At 65.2% G+C, this 24,949-nt stretch carries 23 protein-coding genes and 1 other RNA gene; 19 read left to right on the forward strand and 5 right to left on the reverse strand.

The window, feature by feature from the left end; translation table 11 throughout:
* The first annotated feature begins 79 nt into the window (after positions 1–79).
* The 3 genes from ACPUER_RS02305 to ACPUER_RS02315 all read left to right on the forward strand — a co-directional run bounded on the left by ACPUER_RS02305 (position 80) and on the right by ACPUER_RS02315 (position 2,286).
* The gene (locus ACPUER_RS02305) at positions 80–1,186 is read left to right on the forward strand and encodes a substrate-binding domain-containing protein (RefSeq protein WP_425130269.1); all 1,107 of its coding nucleotides are present in this window, start codon (positions 80–82) and stop codon (positions 1,184–1,186) included.
* Positions 1,187–1,287: 101 nt separating this feature from the next.
* Entirely contained in the window at positions 1,288–1,557 is a 270-nt protein-coding gene (locus ACPUER_RS02310; RefSeq protein ID WP_072436064.1) for a hypothetical protein, read from the forward strand.
* 375 nt (positions 1,558–1,932) lie between these two features.
* Positions 1,933–2,286 carry a DUF4148 domain-containing protein gene (locus ACPUER_RS02315; protein ID WP_096472740.1) on the forward strand — a complete coding sequence of 118 codons (354 nt, stop codon included), beginning with the start codon at positions 1,933–1,935 and terminating at the stop codon, positions 2,284–2,286.
* A 255-nt stretch (positions 2,287–2,541) separates the two neighbouring features.
* On the opposite strand, the gene ssrA is transcribed toward ACPUER_RS02315, so the two are convergent.
* From ssrA to ompA, 4 genes are all read right to left on the reverse strand, one after another.
* Positions 2,542–2,911: a transfer-messenger RNA gene (gene ssrA, locus ACPUER_RS02320) on the reverse strand.
* A gap of 17 nt (positions 2,912–2,928) precedes the next feature.
* Positions 2,929–3,645 (reverse strand): phosphoglycolate phosphatase, encoded by a 717-nt coding sequence (gene gph, locus ACPUER_RS02325; protein WP_425130270.1) that lies wholly within the window; start codon positions 3,643–3,645, stop codon positions 2,929–2,931.
* A 13-nt stretch (positions 3,646–3,658) separates the two neighbouring features.
* The gene (ubiG, locus tag ACPUER_RS02330; RefSeq protein ID WP_425130271.1) at positions 3,659–4,357 is read right to left on the reverse strand and encodes a bifunctional 2-polyprenyl-6-hydroxyphenol methylase/3-demethylubiquinol 3-O-methyltransferase UbiG; all 699 of its coding nucleotides are present in this window, start codon (positions 4,355–4,357) and stop codon (positions 3,659–3,661) included.
* A gap of 148 nt (positions 4,358–4,505) precedes the next feature.
* Entirely contained in the window at positions 4,506–5,174 is a 669-nt protein-coding gene (gene ompA / locus ACPUER_RS02335) for an outer membrane protein OmpA (protein ID WP_006400736.1), read from the reverse strand.
* 548 nt (positions 5,175–5,722) lie between these two features.
* Here ompA and gyrA point away from each other — a divergent pair.
* The 16 genes from gyrA to cysM all read left to right on the forward strand — a co-directional run bounded on the left by gyrA (position 5,723) and on the right by cysM (position 23,499).
* Entirely contained in the window at positions 5,723–8,326 is a 2,604-nt protein-coding gene (gene gyrA / locus ACPUER_RS02340) for a DNA gyrase subunit A (protein ID WP_310137068.1), read from the forward strand.
* A gap of 83 nt (positions 8,327–8,409) precedes the next feature.
* Positions 8,410–9,009, forward strand: a complete 600-nt coding sequence (locus tag ACPUER_RS02345; RefSeq protein ID WP_021157463.1) for a DUF2059 domain-containing protein — start codon at positions 8,410–8,412, stop codon at positions 9,007–9,009.
* Between the two features lie 173 nt (positions 9,010–9,182).
* Positions 9,183–10,265 (forward strand): 3-phosphoserine/phosphohydroxythreonine transaminase, encoded by a 1,083-nt coding sequence (serC, locus tag ACPUER_RS02350; protein ID WP_425130272.1) that lies wholly within the window; start codon positions 9,183–9,185, stop codon positions 10,263–10,265.
* Between the two features lie 33 nt (positions 10,266–10,298).
* Positions 10,299–11,381, forward strand: a complete 1,083-nt coding sequence (gene pheA / locus ACPUER_RS02355) for a prephenate dehydratase (protein ID WP_425130273.1) — start codon at positions 10,299–10,301, stop codon at positions 11,379–11,381.
* Between the two features lie 185 nt (positions 11,382–11,566).
* The gene (locus ACPUER_RS02360) at positions 11,567–12,493 is read left to right on the forward strand and encodes a prephenate dehydrogenase (protein WP_072436059.1); all 927 of its coding nucleotides are present in this window, start codon (positions 11,567–11,569) and stop codon (positions 12,491–12,493) included.
* Between the two features lie 13 nt (positions 12,494–12,506).
* The gene (gene aroA, locus ACPUER_RS02365; protein ID WP_034183036.1) at positions 12,507–13,811 is read left to right on the forward strand and encodes a 3-phosphoshikimate 1-carboxyvinyltransferase; all 1,305 of its coding nucleotides are present in this window, start codon (positions 12,507–12,509) and stop codon (positions 13,809–13,811) included.
* Positions 13,812–13,824: 13 nt separating this feature from the next.
* The gene (gene cmk, locus ACPUER_RS02370; protein WP_069745888.1) at positions 13,825–14,511 is read left to right on the forward strand and encodes a (d)CMP kinase; all 687 of its coding nucleotides are present in this window, start codon (positions 13,825–13,827) and stop codon (positions 14,509–14,511) included.
* 142 nt (positions 14,512–14,653) lie between these two features.
* Positions 14,654–16,366, forward strand: coding sequence for a 30S ribosomal protein S1 (gene rpsA, locus ACPUER_RS02375; RefSeq protein ID WP_034183438.1), 1,713 nt, complete (start codon positions 14,654–14,656; stop codon positions 16,364–16,366).
* A 22-nt stretch (positions 16,367–16,388) separates the two neighbouring features.
* Positions 16,389–16,712 (forward strand): integration host factor subunit beta, encoded by a 324-nt coding sequence (locus tag ACPUER_RS02380; protein ID WP_072436057.1) that lies wholly within the window; start codon positions 16,389–16,391, stop codon positions 16,710–16,712.
* Positions 16,713–16,921: 209 nt separating this feature from the next.
* Complete coding sequence (locus tag ACPUER_RS02385) at positions 16,922–17,215, forward strand: lipopolysaccharide assembly protein LapA domain-containing protein (RefSeq protein WP_034183038.1); 294 nt, start codon at positions 16,922–16,924, stop codon at positions 17,213–17,215.
* 53 nt (positions 17,216–17,268) lie between these two features.
* The gene (gene lapB, locus ACPUER_RS02390; protein ID WP_034183039.1) at positions 17,269–18,441 is read left to right on the forward strand and encodes a lipopolysaccharide assembly protein LapB; all 1,173 of its coding nucleotides are present in this window, start codon (positions 17,269–17,271) and stop codon (positions 18,439–18,441) included.
* Positions 18,442–18,531: 90 nt separating this feature from the next.
* Positions 18,532–19,932: a UDP-glucose dehydrogenase family protein gene (locus tag ACPUER_RS02395; protein WP_072436056.1), complete on the forward strand. Its 1,401-nt coding sequence runs from the start codon at positions 18,532–18,534 to the stop codon at positions 19,930–19,932.
* Between the two features lie 7 nt (positions 19,933–19,939).
* The gene (gene rfaE1 / locus ACPUER_RS02400; protein WP_072436055.1) at positions 19,940–20,890 is read left to right on the forward strand and encodes a D-glycero-beta-D-manno-heptose-7-phosphate kinase; all 951 of its coding nucleotides are present in this window, start codon (positions 19,940–19,942) and stop codon (positions 20,888–20,890) included.
* A gap of 63 nt (positions 20,891–20,953) precedes the next feature.
* Complete coding sequence (rfaD, locus tag ACPUER_RS02405) at positions 20,954–21,946, forward strand: ADP-glyceromanno-heptose 6-epimerase (RefSeq protein ID WP_034183439.1); 993 nt, start codon at positions 20,954–20,956, stop codon at positions 21,944–21,946.
* Between the two features lie 73 nt (positions 21,947–22,019).
* On the forward strand, positions 22,020–22,382 hold the full coding sequence (locus ACPUER_RS02410) for a ComEA family DNA-binding protein (protein ID WP_072436053.1): 363 nt from the start codon (positions 22,020–22,022) through the stop codon (positions 22,380–22,382).
* Positions 22,383–22,596: 214 nt separating this feature from the next.
* On the forward strand, positions 22,597–23,499 hold the full coding sequence (gene cysM / locus ACPUER_RS02415) for a cysteine synthase CysM (protein WP_310137054.1): 903 nt from the start codon (positions 22,597–22,599) through the stop codon (positions 23,497–23,499).
* 66 nt (positions 23,500–23,565) lie between these two features.
* On the opposite strand, the gene mltB is transcribed toward cysM, so the two are convergent.
* Positions 23,566–24,912 carry a lytic murein transglycosylase B gene (mltB, locus tag ACPUER_RS02420; protein ID WP_425130274.1) on the reverse strand — a complete coding sequence of 449 codons (1,347 nt, stop codon included), beginning with the start codon at positions 24,910–24,912 and terminating at the stop codon, positions 23,566–23,568.
* Between the last annotated feature and the right edge of the window lie 37 nt (positions 24,913–24,949).

The raw sequence follows: 24,949 nt of genomic DNA on the forward strand, positions 1-24,949 counted from the left end.
TCGTGACTTCGTTCTGATTGATTTAGGCCAACGATAAGCGGAAGATTTCGTGGTCGCAATAGGAAATCGGAGTGCATAATTGATTCGAATCGAATGCGACGCGTATCTGACCGTACGCGACATCGAAGGCCGTACGGCCAGCCTGTCCGACGTCGCGCCACTGCTGGAACTCGTGGCCGACACGGGCAGCATCGCGCAGGCTGCCCAGGCAAAAGGGCTGTCGTACCGGCACGCGTGGGGCATGCTGCGCGCGCTGGAAGCGTGCATCGGCGGGGAGTTGATCGAAACCGCGCGGGGCAAGGGGTCGACGCTGTCGGAACTTGGGCGGGCGGTCGTCGACGCGCAGCGCCTCGCGCGCAGCCGGCTCGACGGGAACCTGCGCACGCTGGCGGCCGAGGTGGCCAGCGACCTGAACCGGCGGCTTGCGCAGCGCGACGGTGCCGTGCGTATCCACGCGTCGCACGGTTACGCGGTCGCGACGCTCGTGTCCGCGCTCGTCGATACGCAGGCGGCCGTCGACATCAAGTATCGCGAGAGCGTCGAGGCCGTGCAGGCGCTCGCACGCGGAGAATGCGACCTGGCCGGTTTCCATCTGCCGCGCGGCGCGTTTCGCGCGCAGTGCGCGCAGATCTACCGGCCGTGGCTCGACGACACGCGCCACGTGCTGATTCACCTGACGCGCCGCCAGCAGGGGCTGTTCGTGCCGCGCGGCAACCCGAAGCAGGTCCGCGGGCTCGCGGATCTCGCGCGCAACGATATCCGCTTCGTCAATCGGCAGCCGGGGTCGGGTACGCGCATGCTGCTGGATCTCGCGCTGCGTGCGATCGGCATCGATCCCGAGCGCATCGACGGTTATGCGTCGGCCGAGCTCACGCATTCGGCGATTGCGGCGTTCGTCGCGAGCGGGATGGCCGATCTCGGCTTCGGTGTCGAGCCGGCCGCCCGTCATTTCGGGCTCGATTTCATCCCGGTCGTCGACGAGGACTATTACTTCGCGTGCGAACGCGCACGGCTCGACGCGCGGCCGCTCGCCGGCGTGCTGGCGCTGCTGCGCGACGCGCGCTTCGTCGAGCGCGTCGCACATCTCGACGGCTACGATCCGGCCGCATGCGGGACGCTGACGAGCATCGCGACGGGGCTGGCCGGCAGCGACGGCACGAGCGCGCCGGACGGCCATTCCCGGTAACGGGGACGCGGTCGAACCGCGCTGCAGCAGCGGGGGATTTGCGCTACGCTTGACGCTTGATCAACGTTCCAACAAGCACGCCGTTCAGGCGTCATCCCGCCATGAAATTTTCCGTTTCCCTCGCCGCGGCAGCGTTGACCGCGGGGCTTCTGGTCGCGGCTTCGCCGTTTGCGCTTGCGCAGAATTCCCCGGGCGTGCCCGGCGGCATCCTGAGCGAACAGTTTCGCCTGAACGAGCATCCGCAGATGCCGTTCGCGGCGTCGGCGCCATCGCAGAAATACCAGGGCAGCAAGAAGTCGGCCTTGCGTCGCAAGGGCGACCTGGGTGACCCGAACGGCTGCAACCTGAAGTGCCCGATGGATAGCCAGTAACGCGTCGACAGGCGCGTTTGCGCGTTGGTCGTACGGTGTCGATTCGACAGGCGGGTGATGTGCACGCGCATATCGGCTTGACCGTCTGAGCGGCGCGACTGCACGAATCCCGTGCAACACCATTCGAGCCCCGCGAAGCGTTGTCGCTTCGCGGGGCTTGTGCTTTCAGGCGAGTCGTCAGGCGACGCGATGCCGGATGAAGCAGCGTTCGCGAATTGCCGGCCCCGCGGATGATCTAGGGTTAACCCGCGAATCAGGAAGGATGTCTTCCCGAAACCTGCCTTATTCTTAAGCATCCGCCTACATAAACTTCGGTTTGTCGGCGCTGAACAAGGTGTTCACCGCGAAAACAGACAAATCTGGAGGTAGGTCATCATGAAGTCACTCGTTCAAGCTGTTGTCGTTGCTGCCGCTCTCGTTGCCCCGGTCGTGTCGTTTGCCCAGTCGGGTTCGACGATCACCCGCGCGCAGGTCCGTGCCGAGCTGGTTCAGCTCCAGCAAGCCGGTTACAACTCCGCCCGCGGCGAAGATCCGCATTATCCGGAAGCGATCCAGGCCGCAACGGCGCGTGTTGCGGAGCAACAGCGCAGTGCGCTGGCGCAAGCGCAAGGTGTCGACGCCAGCGGGTACGGCGCGCAGGCACAGGGCGCATCGGCATCGGGTTCGCGTGCAATGGGCGTGCGTCCGGCCAGCGCGGAAGAAATGAAGTCGCTGTATCGCGGCAGCTAAGTCGTGTATTGCCCTGCGCATCGGCAACGCCCTGCGCACCGGCAACCGCGCTGGCCGCAGCCCATTGCGACCGACGCTTGCGCGGGCGCGGCGGAATATCCGTCACCTCCTGTCGCCGGAATACCGGCGGCATTCCGCCCGGTCCGTCCGTGGCTGGGCGCTTTTTCGGAAGGAGAGGGGGCGCATGCGTTTCGCTGGCAACAAAAAACCCCGCAGACTTGCGTCATGCGGGGTTCGTGCGGCGAGCGCGGAATTTGGTGGAGGCGGCGGGAATCGAACCCGCGTCCAGAAGCGCTCCACGACTAGTTCTACATGTTTAGTTCAGTCATTTGATTTAACCGCAGCGACGCGGACGAACACGCTGCACTACGGCGATTCGCTAGGTTTTCGACCCTGGCGTCGCGACGCCGACAGGGCTTAACTGACGTAAATGACCTCTGGCGGTATTGCTACCGGTCTTGCGACACTAGCCCGTCAGTGAACTAGGCAGAGGACGGCGGCCGTTAGGCTGCCAGTGCGAACGTATCGTCGTTTGCAGTTACGATTTTCCCATTGATTAACGAGGTGACGGGTCCTCGACATGCCCTAGCCGCTTCACAACCCCTGTCGAAACCAGGTCGCCCCCGCGGATCAGATCGATCATTATAGCCCAACATCGCGCAGCAGTTCGCGCAGTTCCTGCGTCGTGTCGACGAGATGCTGGGCCTGCCAGTCGGCCGGCGCGGCGCCGTCGCCGCAGTAACCGTACGCGGCCGCGACCGTCGCCATGCCGGCAGCGCTGCCGGCCTGAATGTCGCGCAGATCGTCGCCGACGTAGACGATGCGCGCCGGCGCGAGCGTCAGCTGGTCGGCCGCGTGCAGCAGCGGAGCAGGGTGCGGCTTCGAGTGCGGCGTTGTGTCGCCCCCGACGACGCAGGCCGCGCGCAGTGCAAGACCGAGCAGGTCGATGAGCGGCGCCGTGAGCCGCATCGCCTTGTTCGTGACGATGCCCCAGCGCACGCCGCGCGCATCGAGTTCGTCGAGCACGTCGCCGATGCCGGAGAACAGCGTCGTATGCACGCAGATATCCGTCGCGTAGTTGGCCAGGAACTCATCGCGCATCGCTTCGTAGCCGGGCGTGTGCGGGTCGATGCCGAACGCGCCGCCGAGCAGGCCGCGCGCGCCGGCCGAAGCCAGCGGCCGCAGCACGTCGAGCGGCGTTTCGGGCAGGCCGCGCGCGCGCTGCATCTTATTGACGGCGGCGGCGAGATCGGGCGCCGTGTCGGCAAGCGTGCCGTCCAGGTCGAATAGCACGGCAGCGCAGTGCAGCAGGCGCGGTTCGTCGAGTGCGGCCCGCGCGGTCGAAAGGGGAGTCGTCATGCCGGTCGGAGGGTCACGCGCCGCGGCGGCACGCGACGAGGTAGTTGATGTCGGTGTCGTTCGACAGCGCGAAGCGCTTGCCGATCGGATGATACGTGATGCCCTTGATCTCCACGATGTGCAGATCCGTCGCACGCACGAAGCCGGCCAGTTCCGACGGGCGGATGAAGCGCGCGTAGTCGTGCGTGCCCTTCGGCAGCATTTGCGCGATGTACTCAGCGCCGATCACCGCGAACAGGTAGGACTTCAGATTCCGGTTCAGCGTCGAGAAGAACACCCAGCCGCCCGGCTTCACGAGCGTCGCGCACGCGGCGACGATATCGCCGGGCGACGGCACGTGCTCGAGCATCTCCATACACGTGACGACGTCGTAGGAGCCTGGCTCGCGCGCGGCGATCGCTTCGGCGGCGATCGCCTCGTAGTCGACCGCGATGCCGCTTTCGAGGCTGTGCAGGTCGGCGACGCCAAGCGCTTCGGTCGACAGGTCGATGCCTTTCACCTGGGCGCCGAGCCCGGCCATCGATTCGGACAGGATGCCGCCGCCGCAGCCGATGTCGAGTGCGCGCTTGCCGGGCAGGTGCGCATGTGCGTCGATCCAGCCGAGCCGGACCGGGTTCAGGTCGTGCAGCGGCTTGAATTCGGCATTCGGATCCCACCACCGATGGGCGAGGTCGCTGAATTTCTGGAGTTCGTGCGGATCGGCGTTGGTCATGGCGGCAAACGGGCTACGGAAGGAGGGCGGTGCTGCGGTTCGTCAGCCCCGAGTATATAAGCGGACGGCGAGGCCAGCGAGCGCCCGGACGGGCATCAAAGAAAAAGCCCCGCCGGGGCGGGGCTTTGAAGCAGTCGAAAACCGCGGCTTACTGCGCCGGAACGGTCGTCTTCTGGACTTCTTGCGTACCAACCACTTCGACTTCCACGCGGCGGTCCGGTGCGAGGCAGGCGATCAGCTGCTTGCGGTTCTTCTGGTTGCAGCCAGTCGTAACCGGGTTGCGCTTGCCCTTGCCTTCCGTGTAGATCTTGTTGGCCGGCACACCCTTGCTGACCAGGTACGACTTCACGGCCTGCGCACGGCGCAGCGACAGACGGTCGTTGTACTTGTCCGAACCGATGCGGTCCGTGTAGCCCGTTGCGACGACCACTTCCGTGTTCATGCCCTGGATCTTCGAAGCCAGTTCGTCCAGCTTCTGCTTGCCCAGCGGCTTGAGCGTTGCCTTGTCGAAGTCGAACAGGGCGTCAGCTTGATACGTGATCTTCTGGCTCGTGATGGCCGGAGCGACCGGAGCGACCGGCGGCTGCGGTGCCTGGGCGACCAGTGCGCCATCGCACTTCGCGTTGGCGGTGGCCGGCGTCCAGAACGCATCGCGCCAGCAGAGCTCGTTCGTGCCGTTCATCCACACCCATTCGCCCGTGCCGTTCACCCAGTTGTCATTGACGGCTTGACGCGACGCCGGCACCGACTGTGCCGAAGCGGATGCAGCCATAACTGCGGTAGCTGCAATGAACGCGAGCTTTGAAAGTTTATTCATATTTCTCCTCTCGAAATTGAGATTACCGCAGGTTTACTGCGAGCCTGTTGACGGTGACAAGTCATACATTGCTCGAAGTATAACATTGGTGCGGCACAAAAAACGCGGCACCGCTCTGTGTAGACTTCGAGCAGCGTCTAACTTTCAGTGCGTTGGCATTTTGCCATATCGTTCCCTTCCTACGAAAAAAAATCCTCCCCACCCTAAGATCCCCTCAACTTTGTGGTGCATGCGCAACACCGGCCTGCCGCAACTTTTAGAGATTGTCAAGGGCGTGCCGGCGAAATTGCGCGGATGCGTGTATCTGTTTACTCGTGCGCGTGAAACAACCCGGGCGCGATCGCCGGTAAACCGGGCGCGATCAACGGTGACGTCGAGTCGCGTGCGATTCCGGTCGGTTCGCCGCCGCCGCGATTTTCGCTATTTATATATAGCGGGGGAGGCGAATTTGCGGCTGATGGGCGCATGTTAGAATCTCGCGTTGCGTTGCGCATGCAGCGCCCACGCGAAAGGCGTTCGCCGTCTTCGCTCCGAAACGATACGGATACATGGATCAATTCGCCAAAGAGACCCTGCCCACCTCCCTAGAGGAGGAAATGCGCCGTTCGTATCTCGATTACGCGATGAGCGTGATCGTCGGACGTGCCCTCCCGGATGTCCGCGATGGCCTGAAGCCCGTGCACCGGCGCGTGTTGTTCGCGATGCACGAACTGAACAACGACTGGAACCGCGCGTACAAGAAGTCGGCGCGTATCGTCGGTGACGTGATCGGTAAGTACCACCCTCACGGCGACACCGCGGTCTACGACACGATCGTGCGGATGGCGCAGGACTTCTCGCTGCGCTACATGCTGATCGACGGGCAGGGCAACTTCGGCTCGATCGACGGCGACAATGCCGCGGCGATGCGTTACACCGAAATTCGCATGGCGAAGATCGGTCACGAGCTGCTCGCCGACATCGACAAGGAAACGGTCGATTTCGAGCCGAACTACGACGGCAACGAAATGCAGCCGTCGGTCCTGCCGTCGCGCATCCCGAACCTGCTGATCAACGGCTCGTCGGGCATCGCGGTCGGCATGGCGACCAACATCCCGCCGCACAACCTGAACGAAGTCGTCGACGCGTGCCAGCACCTGCTGAACACCCCGGAAGCGACGATCGACGAGCTGATCGAGATCATCCCGGCGCCGGACTTCCCGACCGCCGGCATCATCTACGGCGTCGCCGGCGTGCGCGACGGCTACCGCACCGGGCGCGGCCGCGTCGTGATGCGCGCGGCCACGCACTTCGAGGAGATCGACCGCGGCCAGCGGATGGCGATCATCGTCGACGAGCTGCCGTACCAGGTGAACAAGCGCTCGCTGCTCGAGCGGATCGCCGAGCTCGTCAACGAGAAGAAGCTCGAAGGCATCTCCGACATCCGCGACGAGTCCGACAAGAGCGGCATGCGTGTCGTAATCGAGCTCAAGCGCGGTGAAGTGCCCGAAGTGGTGCTGAACAACCTGTACAAGGCGACGCAGCTCCAGGACACGTTCGGCATGAACATGGTCGCGCTCGTCGACGGCCAGCCGAAGCTGCTGAACCTGAAGGAAATCCTGCAGTGCTTCCTGTCGCATCGACGTGAAGTGCTGACGCGCCGGACGATCTACGAACTGCGCAAGGCCCGCGAACGCGGCCACGTGCTCGAAGGTCTCGCGGTCGCGCTCGCGAACATCGACGAGTTCATCGCGATCATCAAGGCCGCGCCGACGCCGCCGATCGCGAAGCAGGAACTGATGGCGAAGCCGTGGGATTCGTCGCTCGTGCGCGAGATGCTGACGCGCGCCGAGAGCGAGAACGCGACGGCCGGCGGGCGCTCCGCGTACCGCCCGGAAGGCCTGAACCCGGCTTTCGGCATGCAGGGCGACGGGCTGTACCGTCTGTCCGACACGCAGGCCCAGGAAATCCTGCAGATGCGCCTGCAGCGCCTGACCGGCCTCGAGCAGGACAAGATCATCGGCGAGTACCGCGAAGTGATGGCGCAGATCGCCGACCTGCTGGACATCCTCGCGCGCCCCGAGCGGATCACGACGATGATCGGCGAGGAACTCACGTCGGTGAAGGCCGAATTCGGCGACGCGCGCCGCTCGAAGATCGAGCTGAACGCGACCGAGCTGAACACCGAGGATCTGATCACGCCGCAGGACATGGTCGTCACGATGTCGCACGCGGGCTACGTGAAGTCGCAGCCGCTGTCCGAGTACCGCGCGCAGAAGCGCGGTGGTCGCGGCAAGCAGGCGACGCAGATGAAGGAAGACGACTGGATCGAGACGCTGTTCATCGCGAACACGCACGATTACATCCTGTGCTTCTCGAACCGCGGCCGCGTGTACTGGGTCAAGGTCTATGAAGTGCCGCAGGGCTCGCGCAACTCGCGCGGCCGCCCGATCGTCAACATGTTCCCGCTGCAGGATGGCGAGAAGATCAACGTCGTGCTGCCGGTGAAGGAATTCTCGGCCGACAAGTTCATCTTCATGGCGACGTCGCTCGGCACCGTGAAGAAGACGCCGCTCGAAGCGTTCAGCCGTCCGATGAAGAAGGGCATCATCGCGGTCGGCCTCGACGACGGCGACTTCCTGATCGGTGCGTCGATTACCGACGGCGCGCACGACGTGATGCTGTTCTCCGACGCCGGCAAGGCCGTGCGCTTCGACGAGAACGACGTGCGTCCGATGGGGCGCGAGGCGCGCGGCGTGCGCGGCATGCAGCTCGAGGACGGGCAGCAGGTCATCGCGATGCTGGTCGCGGGCAGCGAGGAGCAGACCGTGCTCACCGCGACCGAGAACGGCTACGGCAAGCGCACGCCGATCACCGAATACACGCGCCACGGCCGCGGTACGAAGGGTATGATCGCGATCCAGACGTCCGAGCGCAACGGCAAGGTCGTGGCCGCGACGCTCGTCGACGCCGAGGATCAGATCATGCTGATCACGACGGCCGGCGTGTTGATTCGCACCCGTGTTTCCGAGATTCGCGAGATGGGGCGCGCGACGCAAGGTGTTACACTCATCAGTCTCGATGAGGGTACCAAGCTCTCTGGCCTGCAGCAGATTGCGGAGGCCGAGGAGGGCGATGGCGAGGCCGACGAGGCGTCGGACGGCGAAGCCTGAAGAACGGATGAGACTCTGGCCGCCGCGGGCGTGAAGCGCCGCGGCCGGCGAGCAACCATTCATATTTCCAAAAGGGAGTGATGATGCAAAAGCAATTCAAGCAACTGGTCCTGCTGGCTGCACTGGTGCCGACGTTCGCGATGGCGCAAGCGCTGTCGAATTCCGCACCGGCGCCCGCCGCGGCAGCTGCGCCGATCGACGCCGACAAGAAGGCCGCGATCAAGGATCTGCTCGACGCGATCGACGCGCCGAAGCTCGTGTCGGCAATCGGCAACAGCGCCGAAATGCAGGCCAAGCAGCTCGTGCCGGCGATCCTGTCGGACGCGCTGTCGGAAAACAAGACGCTGAACGACAAGCAGAAGCAGGCTGCCGTTCCGACGCTGCAGAAGAACGCGGTGCCGAAGCTGGTCGACGGCGCGGGCAAGGTGTTCGGCACGCAGCAGTTCCAGAACGACGCAATGTCGGCTCAGTACGACGCATACGCGAAGTACTACAGCACGTCGGAGATCAAGGATCTGACGACGTTCTACAAGAGCCCGACGGGCCGCAAGTTCATCCAGGTTCAGGATCAGGTCGGTCGCGACGTGGTCAACGGCCTGATGCAGAAGTACATGCCGCAAGCGATCCAGGCAACGCGCACGCAGGCTGACAAGGAAGTCGCAGCAGTCAAGCCGGGCAAGTAAGCCGTCCGGGCACGCCCCCCGGCCGTTCGGCCGGGTTTGGCGGGAGCCTTCCGACAGTGCGATAATGGCCGTTTGCGCGCGAGCGCAAGCGGCCATTCCTTTTCTGGCGCGGCTCATTTGCAACTGACATGCGGCGGCAAGCCGCCGGTCGCGTCCCTCCCGAGGTTTTCACGATGCGCGTCTTTAATTTCTCCGCCGGTCCTGCGGCGATGCCCGAGGAAGTGCTGCAGCAGGCCGCCGACGAAATGCTCGACTGGCACGGCAGCGGCATGAGCGTGATGGAGATGAGCCATCGCGGCAAGGAATTCATGTCGATTCACGAGGCCGCGCTGACCGACCTGCGCGACTTGCTGGGCGTGCCGGCAAGCCACCGGATCCTGTTCCTGCAGGGCGGCGGCATCGCGGAAAACGCGATCGTGCCGATGAACCTGCTCGGGTCGCGCAACACCGCCGACTTCGTCGTGACGGGCTCGTGGTCGCAGAAATCGTTCGGCGAGGCGAAGAAGTTCTGCACGCCGCATTTCGCCGCAACCGGCAAGACGGAAGACGGCTACACGCGCGCGCCGGCGCGCGCCGAATGGCAACTGTCGGACGATCCGGCCTACGTGCATCTGTGCACCAACGAGACGATCGACGGCGTCGAGACGTTCGAGATTCCCGATCTCGGCGACGTGCCGCTGGTCGCGGATGTCTCGTCGCACATCCTGTCGCGCCCGATGGACGTCGCGAAATACGGCGTGCTGTACGGCGGCGCGCAGAAGAATATCGGGATGGCCGGCGTGACGGTCGTGATCGTGCGCGAGGATCTGCTCGATCGCGCGCTGTCGATCTGCCCGTCCGCGTTCGAATGGAAGACCGTCGCCGCGAACAACTCGCTGTACAACACGCCGCCCACCTACGCGATCTACATCGCGGGCCTCGTGTTCCAGTGGCTGAAGCGGCAGGGGGGGCTCGAAGCGATCGAGGCCCGCAATATCGAAAAATCGAAGCTGCTCTACGACACGATCGATGCGAGCGGCTTCTATCTGAACAAGGTCGAGCCGGCAGCGCGTTCGCGGATGAACGTGCCGTTTTTCCTGGCCGACGAAACGCGCAACGAAGACTTCCTTGCCGGCGCAAAGGCGCGCGGGCTGCTGCAGCTGAAGGGCCACAAGTCCGTCGGCGGCATGCGGGCGTCGATCTACAACGCGGTGCCGCTCGACGGCGTGAAGGCGCTCGTCGAGTACATGAAGGACTTCGAGCAGCGCGGCGCCTGACGGCGACGCTGTTCAAACAGCACGGCAAAACGCATGGACGACGAACTGAATTCCCGCCTGAAACCGCTGCGCGATCGCATCGACGCGATCGACGCGCAGCTGATCGCGCTCCTGAACCAGCGCGCCGCGGTGGCGCTGGAGGTGGGCGAGGTCAAGAAGCATTTCAACGCGCCGGTGTTCCGGCCGGAGCGCGAGCTGCAGGTGATCGCGCGGCTGCAGGACATGAGCGCGGGGCCGCTCGAGAGCGAGCACATCGGCGCAATCTGGCGCGAGATCATGGCGGCGAGCCGCGCGCTCGAGCAGACGATCCACGTCGCGTTCCTCGGGCCGGTCGGCACGTATAGCGAACAGGCGATGTTCGAGTATTTCGGCCAGTCGATCGAAGGGCTGCCGTGCCCGTCGATCGACGAGGTGTTCCGTTCGGTCGAGGCCGGTGCGTCCGCATTCGGCATCGCGCCGGTCGAGAATTCGACCGAAGGGGCCGTGTCGCGCACGCTCGACCTGCTGCTGCAGACGCAACTGCTGATCAGCGGTGAGCTCGCGCTGCCCATCCATCACAACCTGCTCACGCAGAGCGGCACGCTCGACGGCGTGAAGCGCGTTTGCGCGCATGCGCAGGCGCTGGCGCAATGCCAGCAGTGGCTCGCCGCGAATGCGCCGCAGCTCGAGCGGCAGGCCGTGGCGAGCAACGCGGAGGCCGCGCGTCTCGCGGCGGCCGATCCGACCGTCGCGGCGATCGCGGGCGACCGCGCGGCCGCGCACTACGGCTTGCAGATCGCGTTCGCGCTGATCCAGGACGATCCTCACAACCGCACGCGTTTCGTGATCGTCGGCAAGCAGCCGGCCGGGCAAAGCGGTCATGACCAGACGTCGCTGATCGTGTCGGTGAAGAACGAGCCGGGCGCCGTGTTCAAGCTGCTCGAACCGCTCGCGCGGCACGGTGTGTCGATGACGCGCTTCGAGTCGCGTCCGGCGCGCGTCGGCACGTGGGAGTACTACTTCTACATCGACATCGAAGGGCACCGCGATGATGCGTCGGTCGCGGCCGCGCTTGCGGAACTCGGCCAGAAGGCTGCGTTCCTGAAGATACTCGGTTCGTATCCGAGCGCACGCTGACGCGCGGCGGCCCGACGCCTGCTCGCGCAGGCGTGGCGGCCAGGCGGGCAGGGCAGGCCGATCGGCGCTGCCGAAGGCGGGTTCGGGCGGCACCGGTGCAGGTCGCGCCGGGTGCGGGCCCGTTGCCCGGAATCTGGAATTCCGTGTGCGGGGCGTCGTTCCGCGCGCGTAACTTGGCTCTTGTCGTGTCAGGCTTTGCATTCAACAAACTGGTCATTTTCGGTGTCGGCCTGATCGGCGGATCGCTGGCCCGCGCGCTGCGTGAGCGCGCGCCGGGCGACGCGGGCGAGATCGTCGGCGTGGGCCGTTCGCGCGCATCGGTCGAGCGTGCGCTGTCGCTCGGCGTGATCGACCGCGCGGCGGCGCTCGACGACGACGCGCAGTTGCGCGATGCGCTGGCGGGCGCCGATCTCGTGCTGCTGGCCGCACCCGTCGCGCAGACGGGCCCGCTGCTCGCGCGCATCGCGCCGTGGCTCGCCGATGCGACGATCGTCACCGATGCGGGCAGCACCAAATCCGACGTCGCCGCCGCCGCGCGCGAAGCGCTCGGCGCGCGGATCGCACAGTTCGTGCCGGGGCATCCGATCGCCGGCCGCGAGTCGAGCGGCGTCGAGGCCGCGTTGCCGGACCTGTACGTCGGCCGCAACGTCGTGCTGTGCCCGCTGCCGGAGAACGCGCCCGAATCGGTCGCGCGGATCGACGCGATGTGGCGCGCGACCGGCGCCGACGTGCGCACGATGAGCACCGGGCAGCACGACCGCGTGTTTGCGTCGATCAGCCATCTGCCGCACGTGCTGTCGTTTGCGCTCGTCGAACAGATCCTCGGCGAGACGGACGCGGAACTCAAATTCTCGTACGCGGCGGGCGGCTTCCGCGATTTCACGCGCATCGCGGCGTCGAGCCCGGAGATGTGGCGCGACGTGTGCGTCGCGAACCGCGCGGCGCTGCTCGACGAACTCGACGGCTACACGCGCGTGCTCGCGCGGCTGCGCGAGGCGATCGACGCCGGCGACGGCGCGGCGCTCGAAGCCGTGTTCACGCGCTCGCGCGCCGCACGCAAGGCATGGCAGGAGCGTGGCGGCACGCCCGCTGCCGAACCGGTCAAGAAATAACAGGACGATTCCCATGGACTATCTCGATCTCGGCCCGTACTCCAGCGCATCGGGCACCGTGCGCCTGCCCGGCTCGAAGAGCATCTCGAACCGCGTGCTGCTGCTCGCGGCGCTTGCCGAAGGCGAAACGACGATCACCAATCTGCTCGACTCCGACGACACGCGCGTGATGCTCGATGCACTCGGCAAGCTCGGCGTGAAGCTCGCGCGCGACGGCGACACCTGCGTCGTCACGGGCACGCGCGGCGCGTTCACCGCGAAGACGGCCGACCTGTTCCTCGGCAACGCGGGCACGGCCGTGCGGCCGCTGACCGCGGCGCTCGCGGTGAACGGCGGCGACTACCGCGTGCACGGCGTGCCGCGCATGCACGAGCGGCCGATCGGCGATCTCGTCGACGGCCTGCGGCAGATCGGCGCGCGGATCGACTACGAACTGAACGAAGGCTACCCGCCGCTGCGGATCAGGCCCGCGACGATTTCGGTCGATGCGCCGATCCGCGTGCGCGGCGACGTGTCGAGCCAGTTCCTCACGGCGCTGCTGATGACGCTGCCGCTCGTGAAGGCGAAGGACGGCAAGATCGTCGTCGAGGTCGACGGCGAACTGATCTCGAAGCCGTACATCGACATCACGATCCGGCTGATGGAGCGTTTCGGCGTGGTCGTCGAGCGCGACGGCTGGCAGCGCTTCGTCGTGCCGGCCGGCGTCCGCTACCGCTCGCCGGGGCGGATCATGGTCGAGGGCGATGCGTCGTCCGCATCGTACTTCCTCGCGGCCGGCGCGCTTGGCGGCGGCCCGCTGCGTGTCGAGGGCGTGGGGCGTGCGAGCATCCAGGGCGACGTCGGCTTCGCGAACGCGCTGATGCAGATGGGCGCGAACGTGACGATGGGCGACGACTGGATCGACGTGCGAGGCATCGGCCACGACCACGGCAAGCTCGAGCCGATCGACATGGACTTCAACCTGATCCCCGATGCGGCGATGACCATCGCGGTTGCGGCGCTGTTCGCGAGCGGCACGAGCACGCTGCGCAACATCGCGAGCTGGCGCGTGAAGGAGACCGACCGCATCGCCGCGATGGCGACCGAACTGCGCAAGGTCGGCGCGATCGTCGAGGAAGGTCCCGACTATCTCGTCGTCACGCCGCCGGAAAAGCTCACGCCGAACGCGGCGATCGACACGTACGACGATCACCGGATGGCGATGTGCTTCTCGCTCGTCAGCCTGGGCGGCGTGCCCGTGCGGATCAACGATCCGAAGTGCGTCGGCAAGACGTTCCCCGACTATTTCGACCGCTTCGCCGCGCTCGCCAAAGCCTGACCCGACTGTTCCGATGAAATCGACCCGACCCTTTCACCCGACTCCCGTCATCACGATCGACGGCCCGACCGCTTCCGGCAAGGGCACCGTCGCGGCGCTCGTCGCCGCGCACCTTGGCTTCCACCTGCTCGACAGCGGTGCGCTGTACCGTCTCGCGGCGCTCGCAAGCGTGCGCTACGGCATCGCGGCGGAGGACATCGACGCACTGGTGAAACTGATCGACGATCTCCACATCACGTTCCGCGAAGGCTGCGCGCAGCTCGACGGCGTCGACGTGTCGAACGACATCCGCGCCGAAGCGGTCGGCAACCGCGCGTCGGCCATTGCCGTGCACGGGCCCGTGCGCACCGCGCTGGTCGCGCGCCAGCGCGCGTTCCGCAAGACGCCGGGCCTCGTTGCCGACGGCCGCGACATGGGTACGGTGATCTTTCCGGACGCCGTGCTGAAGGTGTTCCTGACGGCCAGCGCCGAGGCGCGCGCGGCCAGACGGCATAAGCAATTGATGCAAAAAGGTTTTTCTGCTAATATAGATGACTTGCTCCGGGATCTTCGTGAACGTGACGCGCGCGACAGCAATCGCGCGGCCGCACCGCTGAAGCCCGCGGCAGATGCCGAGCTGCTGGATACGTCGGCACTTTCGGTCGATGAAGCAGTCGACCAGGTGCTGCAGTGGTACCGGGCGCTCGGTCAGCCCGCCTGAGAAGGCGGGCAGCGGTAGGTGCCCCGCGTCGCAAGCGCGGAGCGTGTTTCGAACCCTTAACCCCGTGTGGTCTTCGATCTGGCCCTTTCAGCCTGCCATTCCGGCCGGCGTGGCACAGCGAGCCATGCACAATCAGATTTTTATGTCCGACCTGCAAACCTCCACCCCGAATACCGAATCCTTTGCGGCTCTGTTCGAAGAGTCGCTGACCCGCCAAGACATGCGCGCCGGCGAAGTGATTTCCGCCGAAGTCGTGCGCGTCGACCACAACTTCGTGGTCGTCAATGCAGGCCTGAAGTCCGAGGCTTACATTCCGATCGAGGAATTCCTGAACGATCAGGGCGAGGTTGAGGTGCAGTCGGGCGATTTCGTGTCCGTCGCGATCGACGCACTCGAAAACGGCTACGGCGACACGATCCTGTCGCGCGACAAGGCGAAGCGCCTTGCATCGTGGCTGTCGCTGGAAAAGGCCCTCGACAACAACGAACTCGTCACCGGCACGATCACCGGCAAGGTGAAGGGCGGCATGACCGTGATGGTCAACGGCATCCGCGCGTTCCTGCCGGGTTCGCTGGTCGACACGCGTCCGGTCAAGGACACGACCCCGTACGAAGGCAAGACGCTCGAGTTCCGCGTGATCAAGCTCGATCGCAAGCGTAACAACGTCGTGCTGTCGCGTCGTGCAGTGATCGAAGCGACCCAAGGCGAAGAGCGCGCGAAGCTGCTCGAGACGCTGAAGGAAGGCGCGATCGTCAACGGCGTGGTCAAGAACATCACCGACTACGGTGCGTTCGTCGACCTCGGCGGCATCGACGGCCTGCTGCACATCACCGACATCGCATGGCGTCGTGTGCGTCACCCGAGCGAAGTCCTGTCGGTTGGCCAGGAAGTCACCGCGAAGATCCTCAAGTTCGACCAAGAGAAGAACCGCGTCTCGCTGGGCATCAAGCAACTGGGCGACGATCCGTGGGAAGGCATCTCGCGCCGTTACCCGTCGGGCACGCGCCTGTTCGGCAAGGTCACGAACATCACCGACTACGGCGCATTCGTCGAAGTGGAATCGGGCATCGAAGGCCTCGTCCACGTGTCGGAAATGGACTGGACCAACAAGAACGTTGCTCCGTCGAAGGTTGTCCAGCTTGGCGACGAAGTCGAAGTCATGGTCCTCGAGATCGACGAAGACCGTCGTCGTATCAGCCTCGGCATGAAGCAGTGCAAGCCGAATCCGTGGGATGACTTCAGCCGCAACTTCAAGAAGGGCGACAAGATCACGGGCGCAATCAAGTCGATCACCGACTTCGGCGTGTTCATCGGTCTGCCGGGCGGCATCGACGGCCTGGTCCACCTGTCGGACCTGTCGTGGAGCGAAGCCGGCGAAGAAGCGGTTCGCAAGTACAAGAAGGGCGACGAAGTCGAAGCAATCGTGCTCGGTATCGACGTCGAGAAGGAGCGTATTTCGCTCGGCATCAAGCAACTCGAAGGCGACCCGTTCAGCAACTACGTTGCAATGAACGACAAGGGCTCGATCGTCGACGGCGTTGTGAAGACGGTCGATGCGAAGGGTGCGGTCATCACGCTGACGGGCGACATCGAAGGCTACCTGCGCGCATCGGAAATCTCGCAGGATCGCGTCGAAGACGCACGCAACGTGCTGAAGGAAGGCGACAAGGTCAACGCGATGGTGATCAACATCGATCGCAAGTCGCGCGGCATCAACCTGTCGATCAAGGCGAAGGATTCGGCCGAACAACAGGAAGCGATCCGCGGCCTGCAATCGGACTCCAGCGCTGCTGCGACCGGTACGACCAACCTCGGCGCGCTGCTGAAGGCGAAGCTCGACGGCCAGAACCAGTAAGCCTCACGAGGTCTGCTGAAGTATGACCAAATCCGAGTTGGTCGCGCAGCTGGCATCGCGATTTCCGCAACTTGTCCTCAAGGATGCGGATTTCGCGGTGAAAACGATGCTCGATGCAATGTCTGAAGCCCTGGCGAAAGGGCATCGCATCGAAATTCGGGGTTTCGGCAGCTTCGGCCTCAACCGTCGCCCGGCGCGTGTCGGACGCAACCCGAAGTCGGGGGAGAAAGTGCAGGTGCCCGAGAAGTTCGTGCCGCACTTCAAGCCTGGCAAGGAATTGCGTGAACGCGTCGACGGCCGCGCCGGTGAGCCGCTGAAGGCTGACGATCCGGACGACGAGCGTTGAGCGTCGTTCGGTTTGCCCGGAACCTGACCGGCGAAGGCTGAAGAAAAAAGCGCCCCTAGCGGGCGCTTTTTTCATTTCCGGCGATCGTGGCGCAATGGGGCGCGCAGGATCTGCGCAGCCGCGGAAACGCTTCCTTTACAATACGGGTCGATTCGGTGCGACGAAGGGGAGTCGCGCGCCGCGGCAAACCTCAACAAAGAGAGGGCTTCATGAAGTTTATCGTCTGGCTGATCCGGGTATTGGTGTTCGTGCTGCTGCTGGTGCTCGCGCTGGCCAATACGCAAACCGCGACGCTGAATTTTGTTGCCGGCTATGCATGGCAAGCGCCGCTGATCCTGATCGGCCTCGCGTTCTTCGTCGTGGGGCTGCTGGCCGGCCTGCTGTCCGCGCTGCCTTCGATCTTCCGTCTGCGTCTCGAGAACGGGCGCCTGAAGCGCGATCTGCGCGCGGCGCGCGAAACGCCTGCCGTCATCGACCAGCCGCCGATGCCGCCCGTCATTTAACACGGACGCCGCGCGACAATCGCGCGGTTTTCGTCTCTGCTTCGATATTTCGCATGGATCTGGATTTTTGGTGGTTGCTCGCGATTCCGGTTGCGTTCGCGCTCGGTTGGGCGGCGTCACGCTATGACCTGAAGAATCTCCTGTCGGAGAGTGCCAACCTGCCGCGATCGTATTTTCGCGGCCTGAATTTTCTGTTGAACGAACAACCCGACAAGGCGATCGACGCGTTCATCGAGGTCGCCAAGCTCGACCCCGAGACGGTTGAGCTGCACTTCGCGCTCGGCAACCTGTTCCGCCGTCGCGGCGAAACCGACCGTGCAATCCGCGTGCACCAGAACCTGCTGAGCCGTACGGACCTGCCGGTCAACGAGCGCGACCATGCGCTGTACGAGCTCGGCCAGGATTTCCTCAAGGCCGGCCTGCTCGATCGCGCCGAGGAGGCGTTCCACAAGCTCGCCGACGGCGACTACGCGCTTGGCGCACAGCGGGCGCTGCTGACGATCTACGAGATCGAGAAGGACTGGAACAAGTCGATCGATACCGCGAAGCGCATCGAGTCGATGAGCGACAAACCGCTCGGCACCGAAATCGCGCAGTTCCACTGCGAACTCGCGCAGGACGCGCTGCAGCGCAAGAACGCGGCCGCGGCAGCAGAGCAACTGCGGCTCGCGCTGACCGTGAACCCGCAGAACGTTCGCGCGACGATCCTGTCCGGCGATGCCGCGGAGGCGGAGGGCAATCACGCGGCTGCGATCGAGCACTGGAAGCGAGTCGAAGCGCAGAACCCGGCGTATCTGCCGCTCGTCGCCGACAAGCTGATGAAGGCCTATGTCGCGCTCGGCAAGAACGTCGACGGCGCGGAGCTGCTGATGGGGTATGTCGACCGCTATCCGTCGAACGACCTGCTCGACATTGCCTATCAGCACATCGCGGGGTTGCGCGGCCAGGACGCGGCGCACACGCTCGCGCGCGCGCAGATGGAGAAGTCGCCGAACCTGTCGGGGATGCTGCACCTGCTCGATGCGCAGATCGCGGCGGCCGACGAACCGCGTCGTAAGGAACTTGAAATGATGCGTGCGCTGATCAAGCAGCGCACGAAAAATCTGCCACGGTATACGTGCCAGAATTGCGGTTTCCGGGCGCGGCTCTTCTACTGGCAGTGCCCCGGATGCAGCGGCTGGGAAACCTATGCGCCGCGCCGCGTCGAACCTGCGATGTCGAGCTGATCCCGGCACGCGGAGCCAACGCGCAGCGGTTGTCGCCGGGTTCGGCCCGGCGGCCAAGTTAGTCCATTACCGGGAAGTACCGGAACATCTATGAAAATCACCATCATCGGCACCGGCTATGTCGGCCTCGTCACGGGCGCATGCCTCGCGGAGATCGGTCACGACGTCTTCTGTCTCGACGTCGATTCGCGCAAGATCGACATCCTGAATAACGGCGGGATGCCGATTCACGAACCGGGGCTGCTGGACATCATCGCGCGCAACCGCGCGGCGGGGCGCCTGCGCTTTTCGACCGACCTCGAGGCGAGCGTCGCGCACGGCGAGATCCAGTTCATTGCGGTCGGTACGCCGCCCGACGAGGACGGCTCGGCCGACCTGCAATACGTGCTCGAGGCCGCGCGCAACATCGGCCGCCACATGACGGGCTTCAAGGTGATCGTCGACAAGTCGACGGTGCCGGTCGGCACCGCGCAGCGCGTGCGCGGCGTGGTCGACGAGGCGCTTGCCGCGCGCGGGCTCGGGGGCAGCGTCGCGCATCGCTTCTCGGTCGTGTCGAACCCGGAATTCCTGAAGGAAGGCGCCGCGGTCGAGGACTTCATGCGCCCTGACCGGATCATCATCGGTGTCGACGGCGACGAGACGGGCACGATCGCGCGCGAGAAGATGAAGAAGCTTTACGCACCGTTCAACCGCAACCACGAGCGGACGATCTACATGGACGTTCGTTCGGCCGAATTCGCGAAATATGCGGCGAATGCGATGCTCGCGACGCGTATCTCGTTCATGAACGAAATGTCGAATCTTGCCGACAAGGTCGGTGCCGACATCGAGGCCGTGCGCCGCGGGATCGGCTCCGATCCGCGTATCGGCTATCACTTCCTGTACGCGGGCGTCGGCTACGGCGGCTCGTGCTTCCCGAAGGACGTCCAGGCGCTGATTCGCACCGCGGGCGAGAACGGCCAGCCGCTGCGCATCCTGGAAGCCGTCGAGGCGGCCAACCATGCGCAGAAGGACGTGCTGATCGGCAAGATCGAGCAGCGCTTCGGCGCCGACCTGACCGGCCGCGAGTTCGCGGTCTGGGGCTTGGCGTTCAAGCCGAACACCGACGACATGCGCGAGGCGCCGAGCCGCCGCCTGATCGCCGCGCTGCTCGAGCGCGGCGCGATCGTACGCGCGTACGATCCGGTCGCGGTCGACGAGGCGCGGCGCGTGTTCGCGCTGGATTTCGGCGACGATGCGGACGCGCTTGCGCGGCTGCAGCTCGTCGATACGCAGGACGTCGCGGTGACGGGTGCGGACGCGCTCGTGATCGTGACCGAATGGAAGGAATTCCGGAGCCCCGATTTCACGCGCCTGAAGGCCGAACTGAAGGCGCCGGTGATTTTCGACGGGCGCAACCTGTACGAGCCGGACGCGATGGCCGAGCTGGGCATCGACTACTACGCGATCGGCCGGCCGTATGTCGATCCCCAGTCGTTTTCCCGTGGCTGATCACACGATGAATACTCTCCGCGAAGTCGTTCCGGTGCCGCGCGCGCAGCTCGCGCGCTCGCGTGTGCTTGTCGTCGGCGACGTGATGCTCGACCGTTACTGGTTCGGCAACGTCGATCGCATTTCGCCGGAAGCGCCCGTGCCGGTCGTACACGTGCAGCGTCAGGAAGAGCGGCTCGGCGGTGCGGCCAACGTCGCGCGCAATGCCGTGACGCTCGGCGGCCAGGCCGGATTGCTGTGCGTCGTCGGTTGCGACGAACCCGGCGAGCGGATCGTCGAACTGCTCGGCAGCAGCGGCGTGACGCCGTATCTCGAGCGCGACCCGACGCTGCCGACCACGATCAAGCTGCGCGTGCTCGCACGCCAGCAGCAACTGCTGCGCGTCGACTTCGAGGCGATGCCGACGCACGAGGTGCTGCTCGCGGGGCTCGCGCGCTTCGACGCGCTGCTGCCGCAGCACGACGTCGTGCTGATGTCGGATTACGCGAAGGGCGGCCTGACACACGTCACGACGATGATCGAGAAAGCGCGTGCGGCCGGCAAGGCCGTTCTCGTCGACCCGAAGGGCGACGACTGGGCGCGCTACCGCGGCGCGTCGCTGATCACGCCGAATCGCGCGGAGTTGCGCGAAGTGGTCGGGCAGTGGAAATCGGAAGACGATCTGCGCGCGCGTGTCGCGAATCTGCGTGCGGAACTCGGCATCGACGCGCTGCTGCTCACGCGTTCGGAAGAGGGCATGACGCTCTTTTCCGCCACCGGCGAACTGCACGCACCGGCGCTCGCGCGCGAGGTGTTCGACGTGTCGGGCGCGGGCGATACCGTGATCGCGACGGTCGCGACGATGCTCGGCGCAGGCGTGCCGCTCGTCGACGCGGTCGTGCTCGCGAATCGCGCGGCAGGCATCGTGGTCGGCAAGCTCGGCACGGCCACGGTGGACTACGACGAACTGTTTCACTGAGCGCATTCGGCGGCGCGACGAGCGCGCCGCACGAGTGGCTCGCACTTTTCAGGCAGGACGATCATGACCCTCATCGTCACCGGCGCAGCCGGTTTTATCGGCGCGAATATCGTCAAGGCGCTCAACGAGCGCGGCGAGACGCGCATCATCGCGGTCGACAACCTGACGCGCGCGGACAAGTTCCGCAATCTCGTCGATTGCGAGATCGACGACTATCTCGACAAGACGGAATTCGTCGAACGCTTTGCGCGCGGCGATTTCGGCAAGGTGCGCGCGGTGTTCCACGAAGGCGCCTGTTCGGACACGATGGAAACCGACGGCCGCTACATGATGGACAACAACTTCCGCTACAGCCGCGCGGTGCTCGACGCGTGCCTCGCACAGGGCGCGCAGTTCCTGTACGCGTCGTCGGCCGCGATCTACGGCGGCTCGACGCGTTTCGTCGAGGAGCGCGATGTCGAGGCGCCGCTGAACGTGTACGGCTATTCGAAGTTCCTGTTCGACCAGGTGATCCGTCGCGTGCTGCCGACCGCGAAGAGCCAGATCGCCGGCTTCCGCTATTTCAACGTGTACGGCGCGCGCGAAACGCACAAGGGCCGCATGGCGTCGGTTGCGTTCCACAACTTCAACCAGTTCCGCGCGGAAGGCAAGGTGAAGCTGTTCGGCGAGTACAACGGCTATGCACCGGGCGAGCAGACGCGCGATTTCGTGTCGGTCGAGGACGTCGCGAAGGTGAACCTGTTCTTCTTCGATCATCCGGAGAAGTCGGGCATCTTCAACCTCGGCACAGGCCGTGCGCAGCCGTTCAACGATATCGCGTCGACGGTCGTGAACACGCTGCGTGCGCTCGACAACCTGCCGCCGCTGACGCTCGCGCAGCAGGTCGAGCAGGGGCTGATCGAATACGTGCCGTTCCCCGATGCGTTGCGCGGCAAGTACCAGTGCTTCACGCAGGCCGACCAGACGAAACTGCGCGCGGCCGGCTACGACGCGCCGTTCCTGACCGTGCAGGAAGGCGTCGACCGCTACGTTCGTTGGCTGTCCGGCCAGGTTTAAACGGAAGCGTTGCACCGATAGACTGGGTCTCACGGTCGGCAGCCGCCGGCCGTTTTCATCGGAGATCCAGCACATGATCAGAAAATGGTTTGCCGCAGCGGTCATGCTCGGCGCAGTCGCGTCGGCCTGGGCGGCCGTCGACGTCAACACCGCGAACGAGGATGCGCTCGTCGGCATCAAGGGCATCGGCCCGGCGCGGGCGAAGGCGATTCTGGACGAACGCGGCGCGCGCGGTCCGTTCAGGAGTGCGGACGATCTCGCGTCACGCGTGAAAGGCATGGGCGGCCATACCGTCGAGCGACTTCAGCAGGAAGGGCTGACGATAGGTGCGGCCGGCGCAGGCGCGGCCGGCTCGGGCACTGCAGCCGCGCCGGTCGCGGGCAAGGCGGCAGCAGCAAAGCCCGCCGCGGCACCTGCCCGCACCGCGCAGAAGTAACGCGTCGCGCGCGACCGACAAAGAGCTCCTTCAGTCGCCGTCATTGCGACGGCTTCCCGCGGCATGCCGCGGGTTTTTTGCGTGCGCGCTGCGTGCGCGGCGATCGCGAATCGCGCGGCATGCGTATTCCATCGTCGCAAAGGGGTTGCCGGCGCGAGCGGCGGTGCTGGTTTACAATCGATCGATTGATCGGCCTCGTACTCACGGTATACCCATGGCTTACAAAACTATCGAAGACACGATCGGCAATACGCCGCTCGTGCAACTGGTCCGCTTGCCGGACGACGAGATTCGCGCGCGCAACAACGTGGTGCTCGCGAAGCTCGAGGGCAACAATCCGGCCGGTTCCGTGAAGGATCGCCCGGCGCTGTCGATGATCAGCAAGGCCGAGGCGCGCGGGCGCATCAAGCCGGGCGATACGCTGATCGAGGCGACGAGCGGCAACACGGGCATCGCGCTCGCGATGGCAGCGGCGATTCGCGGCTACAAGATGGTGCTGATCATGCCGGAGGACCTGTCAGTCGAGCGCCGCCAGAGCATGGCGGCCTATGGCGCCGAGATCATCCTCACGCCGGTGAAGGGCGGGATGGAGCTGGCGCGTGACCTGGCGGACCAGATGCAACGCGAGGGCAAGGGCGTGATCCTCGATCAGTTCGCCAACCCCGACAACCCGGTCGCGCACTACGAAGCGACCGGTCCGGAGATCTGGCGCGACACCGACGGGCGCGTGACGCACTTCGTGTCGGCGATGGGCACGACCGGCACGATCATGGGCGTGTCGCAGTATCTGAAGGAGCAGAATCCTGCGATCGAGATCGTCGGTGCGCAGCCGGAAGAAGGTTCGCGCATTCCGGGCATCCGCAAGTGGCCGGAAGCCTATCTGCCGACGATCTTCGATCGCAGCCGCGTCGACCGCGTCGAGAACGTGAGCCAGGCCGCCTCCGAAACGATGGCGCGCCGGCTGGCGGCTGTCGAAGGCATCTTCGCGGGCATTTCGTCGGGCGGCGCGTGCGAAGTCGCGATGCGCATCGCGCGTCAGGTCGAGAACGCGACGATCGTGTTCATCGTTTGCGATCGCGGCGACCGTTATCTGTCCACGGGCGTGTTCCCGGCCTGAGCCCGTCCCGCACGCGATAAAAAAACGCCGCAGTTGCGGCGTTTTTTGTTTGGGCGGGTGCGTTGCCTACTGCGCTTGCTCGTCTGCGTTGGCCGGCTTCAGCGCGCCGCTCGCTTCCATCTGCGCCTTCACGGCCTCGCCGAGCTGGTACACGGTAAGTGCGTAGAAGAAGCTGCGGTTGTAGCGCGTCAGCACGTAGAAATTCTTGAGCCCGAGCATGTATTCGGTTGCGCGCCCCGGCGACGGCAGGTCGATCACGGTCACCGGCGTAGCGGCTTCGGTGGTGATGTTGACCGCCGGTTCGTTCAGCGTCATGCCCGCGCGCATCAGTTGCGACAGCGCCCAGTGCGGTTCGGGCTGGCCGTCGGCGGCGGCCTGTGCGATCCCCAGGCTGCCGGTATCGGGCGTGATCTGCCAGACCACCGGGCGGTCGGTTTCCCAGCCGTGCTGCTTCAGGTAGTTCGCGACGCTGCCGATCGCGTCGACAGGACTGCTGCGCAGATCGACGTGGCCCGTGCCGTCGAAGTTGACGGCATATTCGCGGATGCTGCTCGGCAGAAACTGCGGGATCCCGATTGCCCCTGTATACGAGCCGAGCACGGTGGTCGGGTCGAGCTGGTTGTCGCGGGTCCAGACCAGGAAATCCTCGAGGTTCTTGCGGAACGTTGCCTGGCGGCTGTCGCGATTCGGCGTGTCCGGATAGTCGAACGTGAGCGTCGTCAGCGCGTCGAGCACGCGGAAATTGCCCATGTAGCGGCCGTAGATCGTCTCGACGCCGATGATGCCGACGATCACCTCGGGCGGCACGCCGAATTCTTCGGATGCGCGCTGCAGCGTCGCCTGGTTGGCTTTCCAGAACTTCACGCCCGCATTGATGCGGATCGGCTCGATGAAGCGCGAGCGATAGACGTTCCAGTTCTTGACCGTCGGCGACGCGGCGGGCTTCACGAGCTTGACCGCCGTCGCCGAATAGCTGATGCGCGAGAACAGCGCATGCAGGCTCGCGGAGTCGAAGCCGTTGCGGCTCACCATCTCGTCGATGAACGCGTCGACCTTCGCGTTGCTCGCGTAACGCTGCGGAACGATTTCCTCTTCGAAGGTCTGGCCTTGCGGCGTCGGCTGCTGGGCCTGTGCGACGCGCGTACCGGCAGGCTTCGCAGGCTGCGTCTGCGCGCCGGCAGGCGCGGCGCCGAGGGCTGCGGCGACGGCGGCGACGGCGGCGACGACGAGCGGAGCGCGAACACGGAGCAGCGCGGGGAGAAGGGCGGCAGGCTTGCTGGAATTCATGTCGAAGCGGGCGGACGGGGCGATTGGGTTCGGCGCAGTATACCCGACGCATCCGGCGCGCCGGGGCGAAACGGGGCCCCGTTGTGGTAAGTTAGCGGCGAATTCGCGGCAGACGATGGACATCATTGATGGAGACCTGCGGCGCACCGCGCGCTGCGGAAGA

This window comes from Burkholderia sp. DN3021, assembly GCF_049805555.1.
Taxonomy (GTDB): Bacteria; Pseudomonadota; Gammaproteobacteria; order Burkholderiales; family Burkholderiaceae; genus Burkholderia; species Burkholderia pyrrocinia_C.

Coding starts and splice junctions, on each gene's coding strand:
- ACPUER_RS02310 (WP_072436064.1), top strand. CDS start 1,288: ATGAAATTTTCCGTTTCCCTCGCCGCGGCAGCGTTGACCGCGGGGCTT.
- ACPUER_RS02315 (WP_096472740.1), top strand. CDS start 1,933: ATGAAGTCACTCGTTCAAGCTGTTGTCGTTGCTGCCGCTCTCGTTGCC.
- gph (WP_425130270.1), bottom strand. CDS start 3,645: ATGACGACTCCCCTTTCGACCGCGCGGGCCGCACTCGACGAACCGCGC.
- ubiG (WP_425130271.1), bottom strand. CDS start 4,357: ATGACCAACGCCGATCCGCACGAACTCCAGAAATTCAGCGACCTCGCC.
- ompA (WP_006400736.1), bottom strand. CDS start 5,174: ATGAATAAACTTTCAAAGCTCGCGTTCATTGCAGCTACCGCAGTTATG.
- gyrA (WP_310137068.1), top strand. CDS start 5,723: ATGGATCAATTCGCCAAAGAGACCCTGCCCACCTCCCTAGAGGAGGAA.
- ACPUER_RS02345 (WP_021157463.1), top strand. CDS start 8,410: ATGCAAAAGCAATTCAAGCAACTGGTCCTGCTGGCTGCACTGGTGCCG.
- serC (WP_425130272.1), top strand. CDS start 9,183: ATGCGCGTCTTTAATTTCTCCGCCGGTCCTGCGGCGATGCCCGAGGAA.
- pheA (WP_425130273.1), top strand. CDS start 10,299: ATGGACGACGAACTGAATTCCCGCCTGAAACCGCTGCGCGATCGCATC.
- aroA (WP_034183036.1), top strand. CDS start 12,507: ATGGACTATCTCGATCTCGGCCCGTACTCCAGCGCATCGGGCACCGTG.
- cmk (WP_069745888.1), top strand. CDS start 13,825: ATGAAATCGACCCGACCCTTTCACCCGACTCCCGTCATCACGATCGAC.
- rpsA (WP_034183438.1), top strand. CDS start 14,654: ATGTCCGACCTGCAAACCTCCACCCCGAATACCGAATCCTTTGCGGCT.
- ACPUER_RS02380 (WP_072436057.1), top strand. CDS start 16,389: ATGACCAAATCCGAGTTGGTCGCGCAGCTGGCATCGCGATTTCCGCAA.
- ACPUER_RS02385 (WP_034183038.1), top strand. CDS start 16,922: ATGAAGTTTATCGTCTGGCTGATCCGGGTATTGGTGTTCGTGCTGCTG.
- lapB (WP_034183039.1), top strand. CDS start 17,269: ATGGATCTGGATTTTTGGTGGTTGCTCGCGATTCCGGTTGCGTTCGCG.
- ACPUER_RS02395 (WP_072436056.1), top strand. CDS start 18,532: ATGAAAATCACCATCATCGGCACCGGCTATGTCGGCCTCGTCACGGGC.
- rfaE1 (WP_072436055.1), top strand. CDS start 19,940: ATGAATACTCTCCGCGAAGTCGTTCCGGTGCCGCGCGCGCAGCTCGCG.
- rfaD (WP_034183439.1), top strand. CDS start 20,954: ATGACCCTCATCGTCACCGGCGCAGCCGGTTTTATCGGCGCGAATATC.
- ACPUER_RS02410 (WP_072436053.1), top strand. CDS start 22,020: ATGATCAGAAAATGGTTTGCCGCAGCGGTCATGCTCGGCGCAGTCGCG.
- cysM (WP_310137054.1), top strand. CDS start 22,597: ATGGCTTACAAAACTATCGAAGACACGATCGGCAATACGCCGCTCGTG.
- mltB (WP_425130274.1), bottom strand. CDS start 24,912: ATGATGTCCATCGTCTGCCGCGAATTCGCCGCTAACTTACCACAACGG.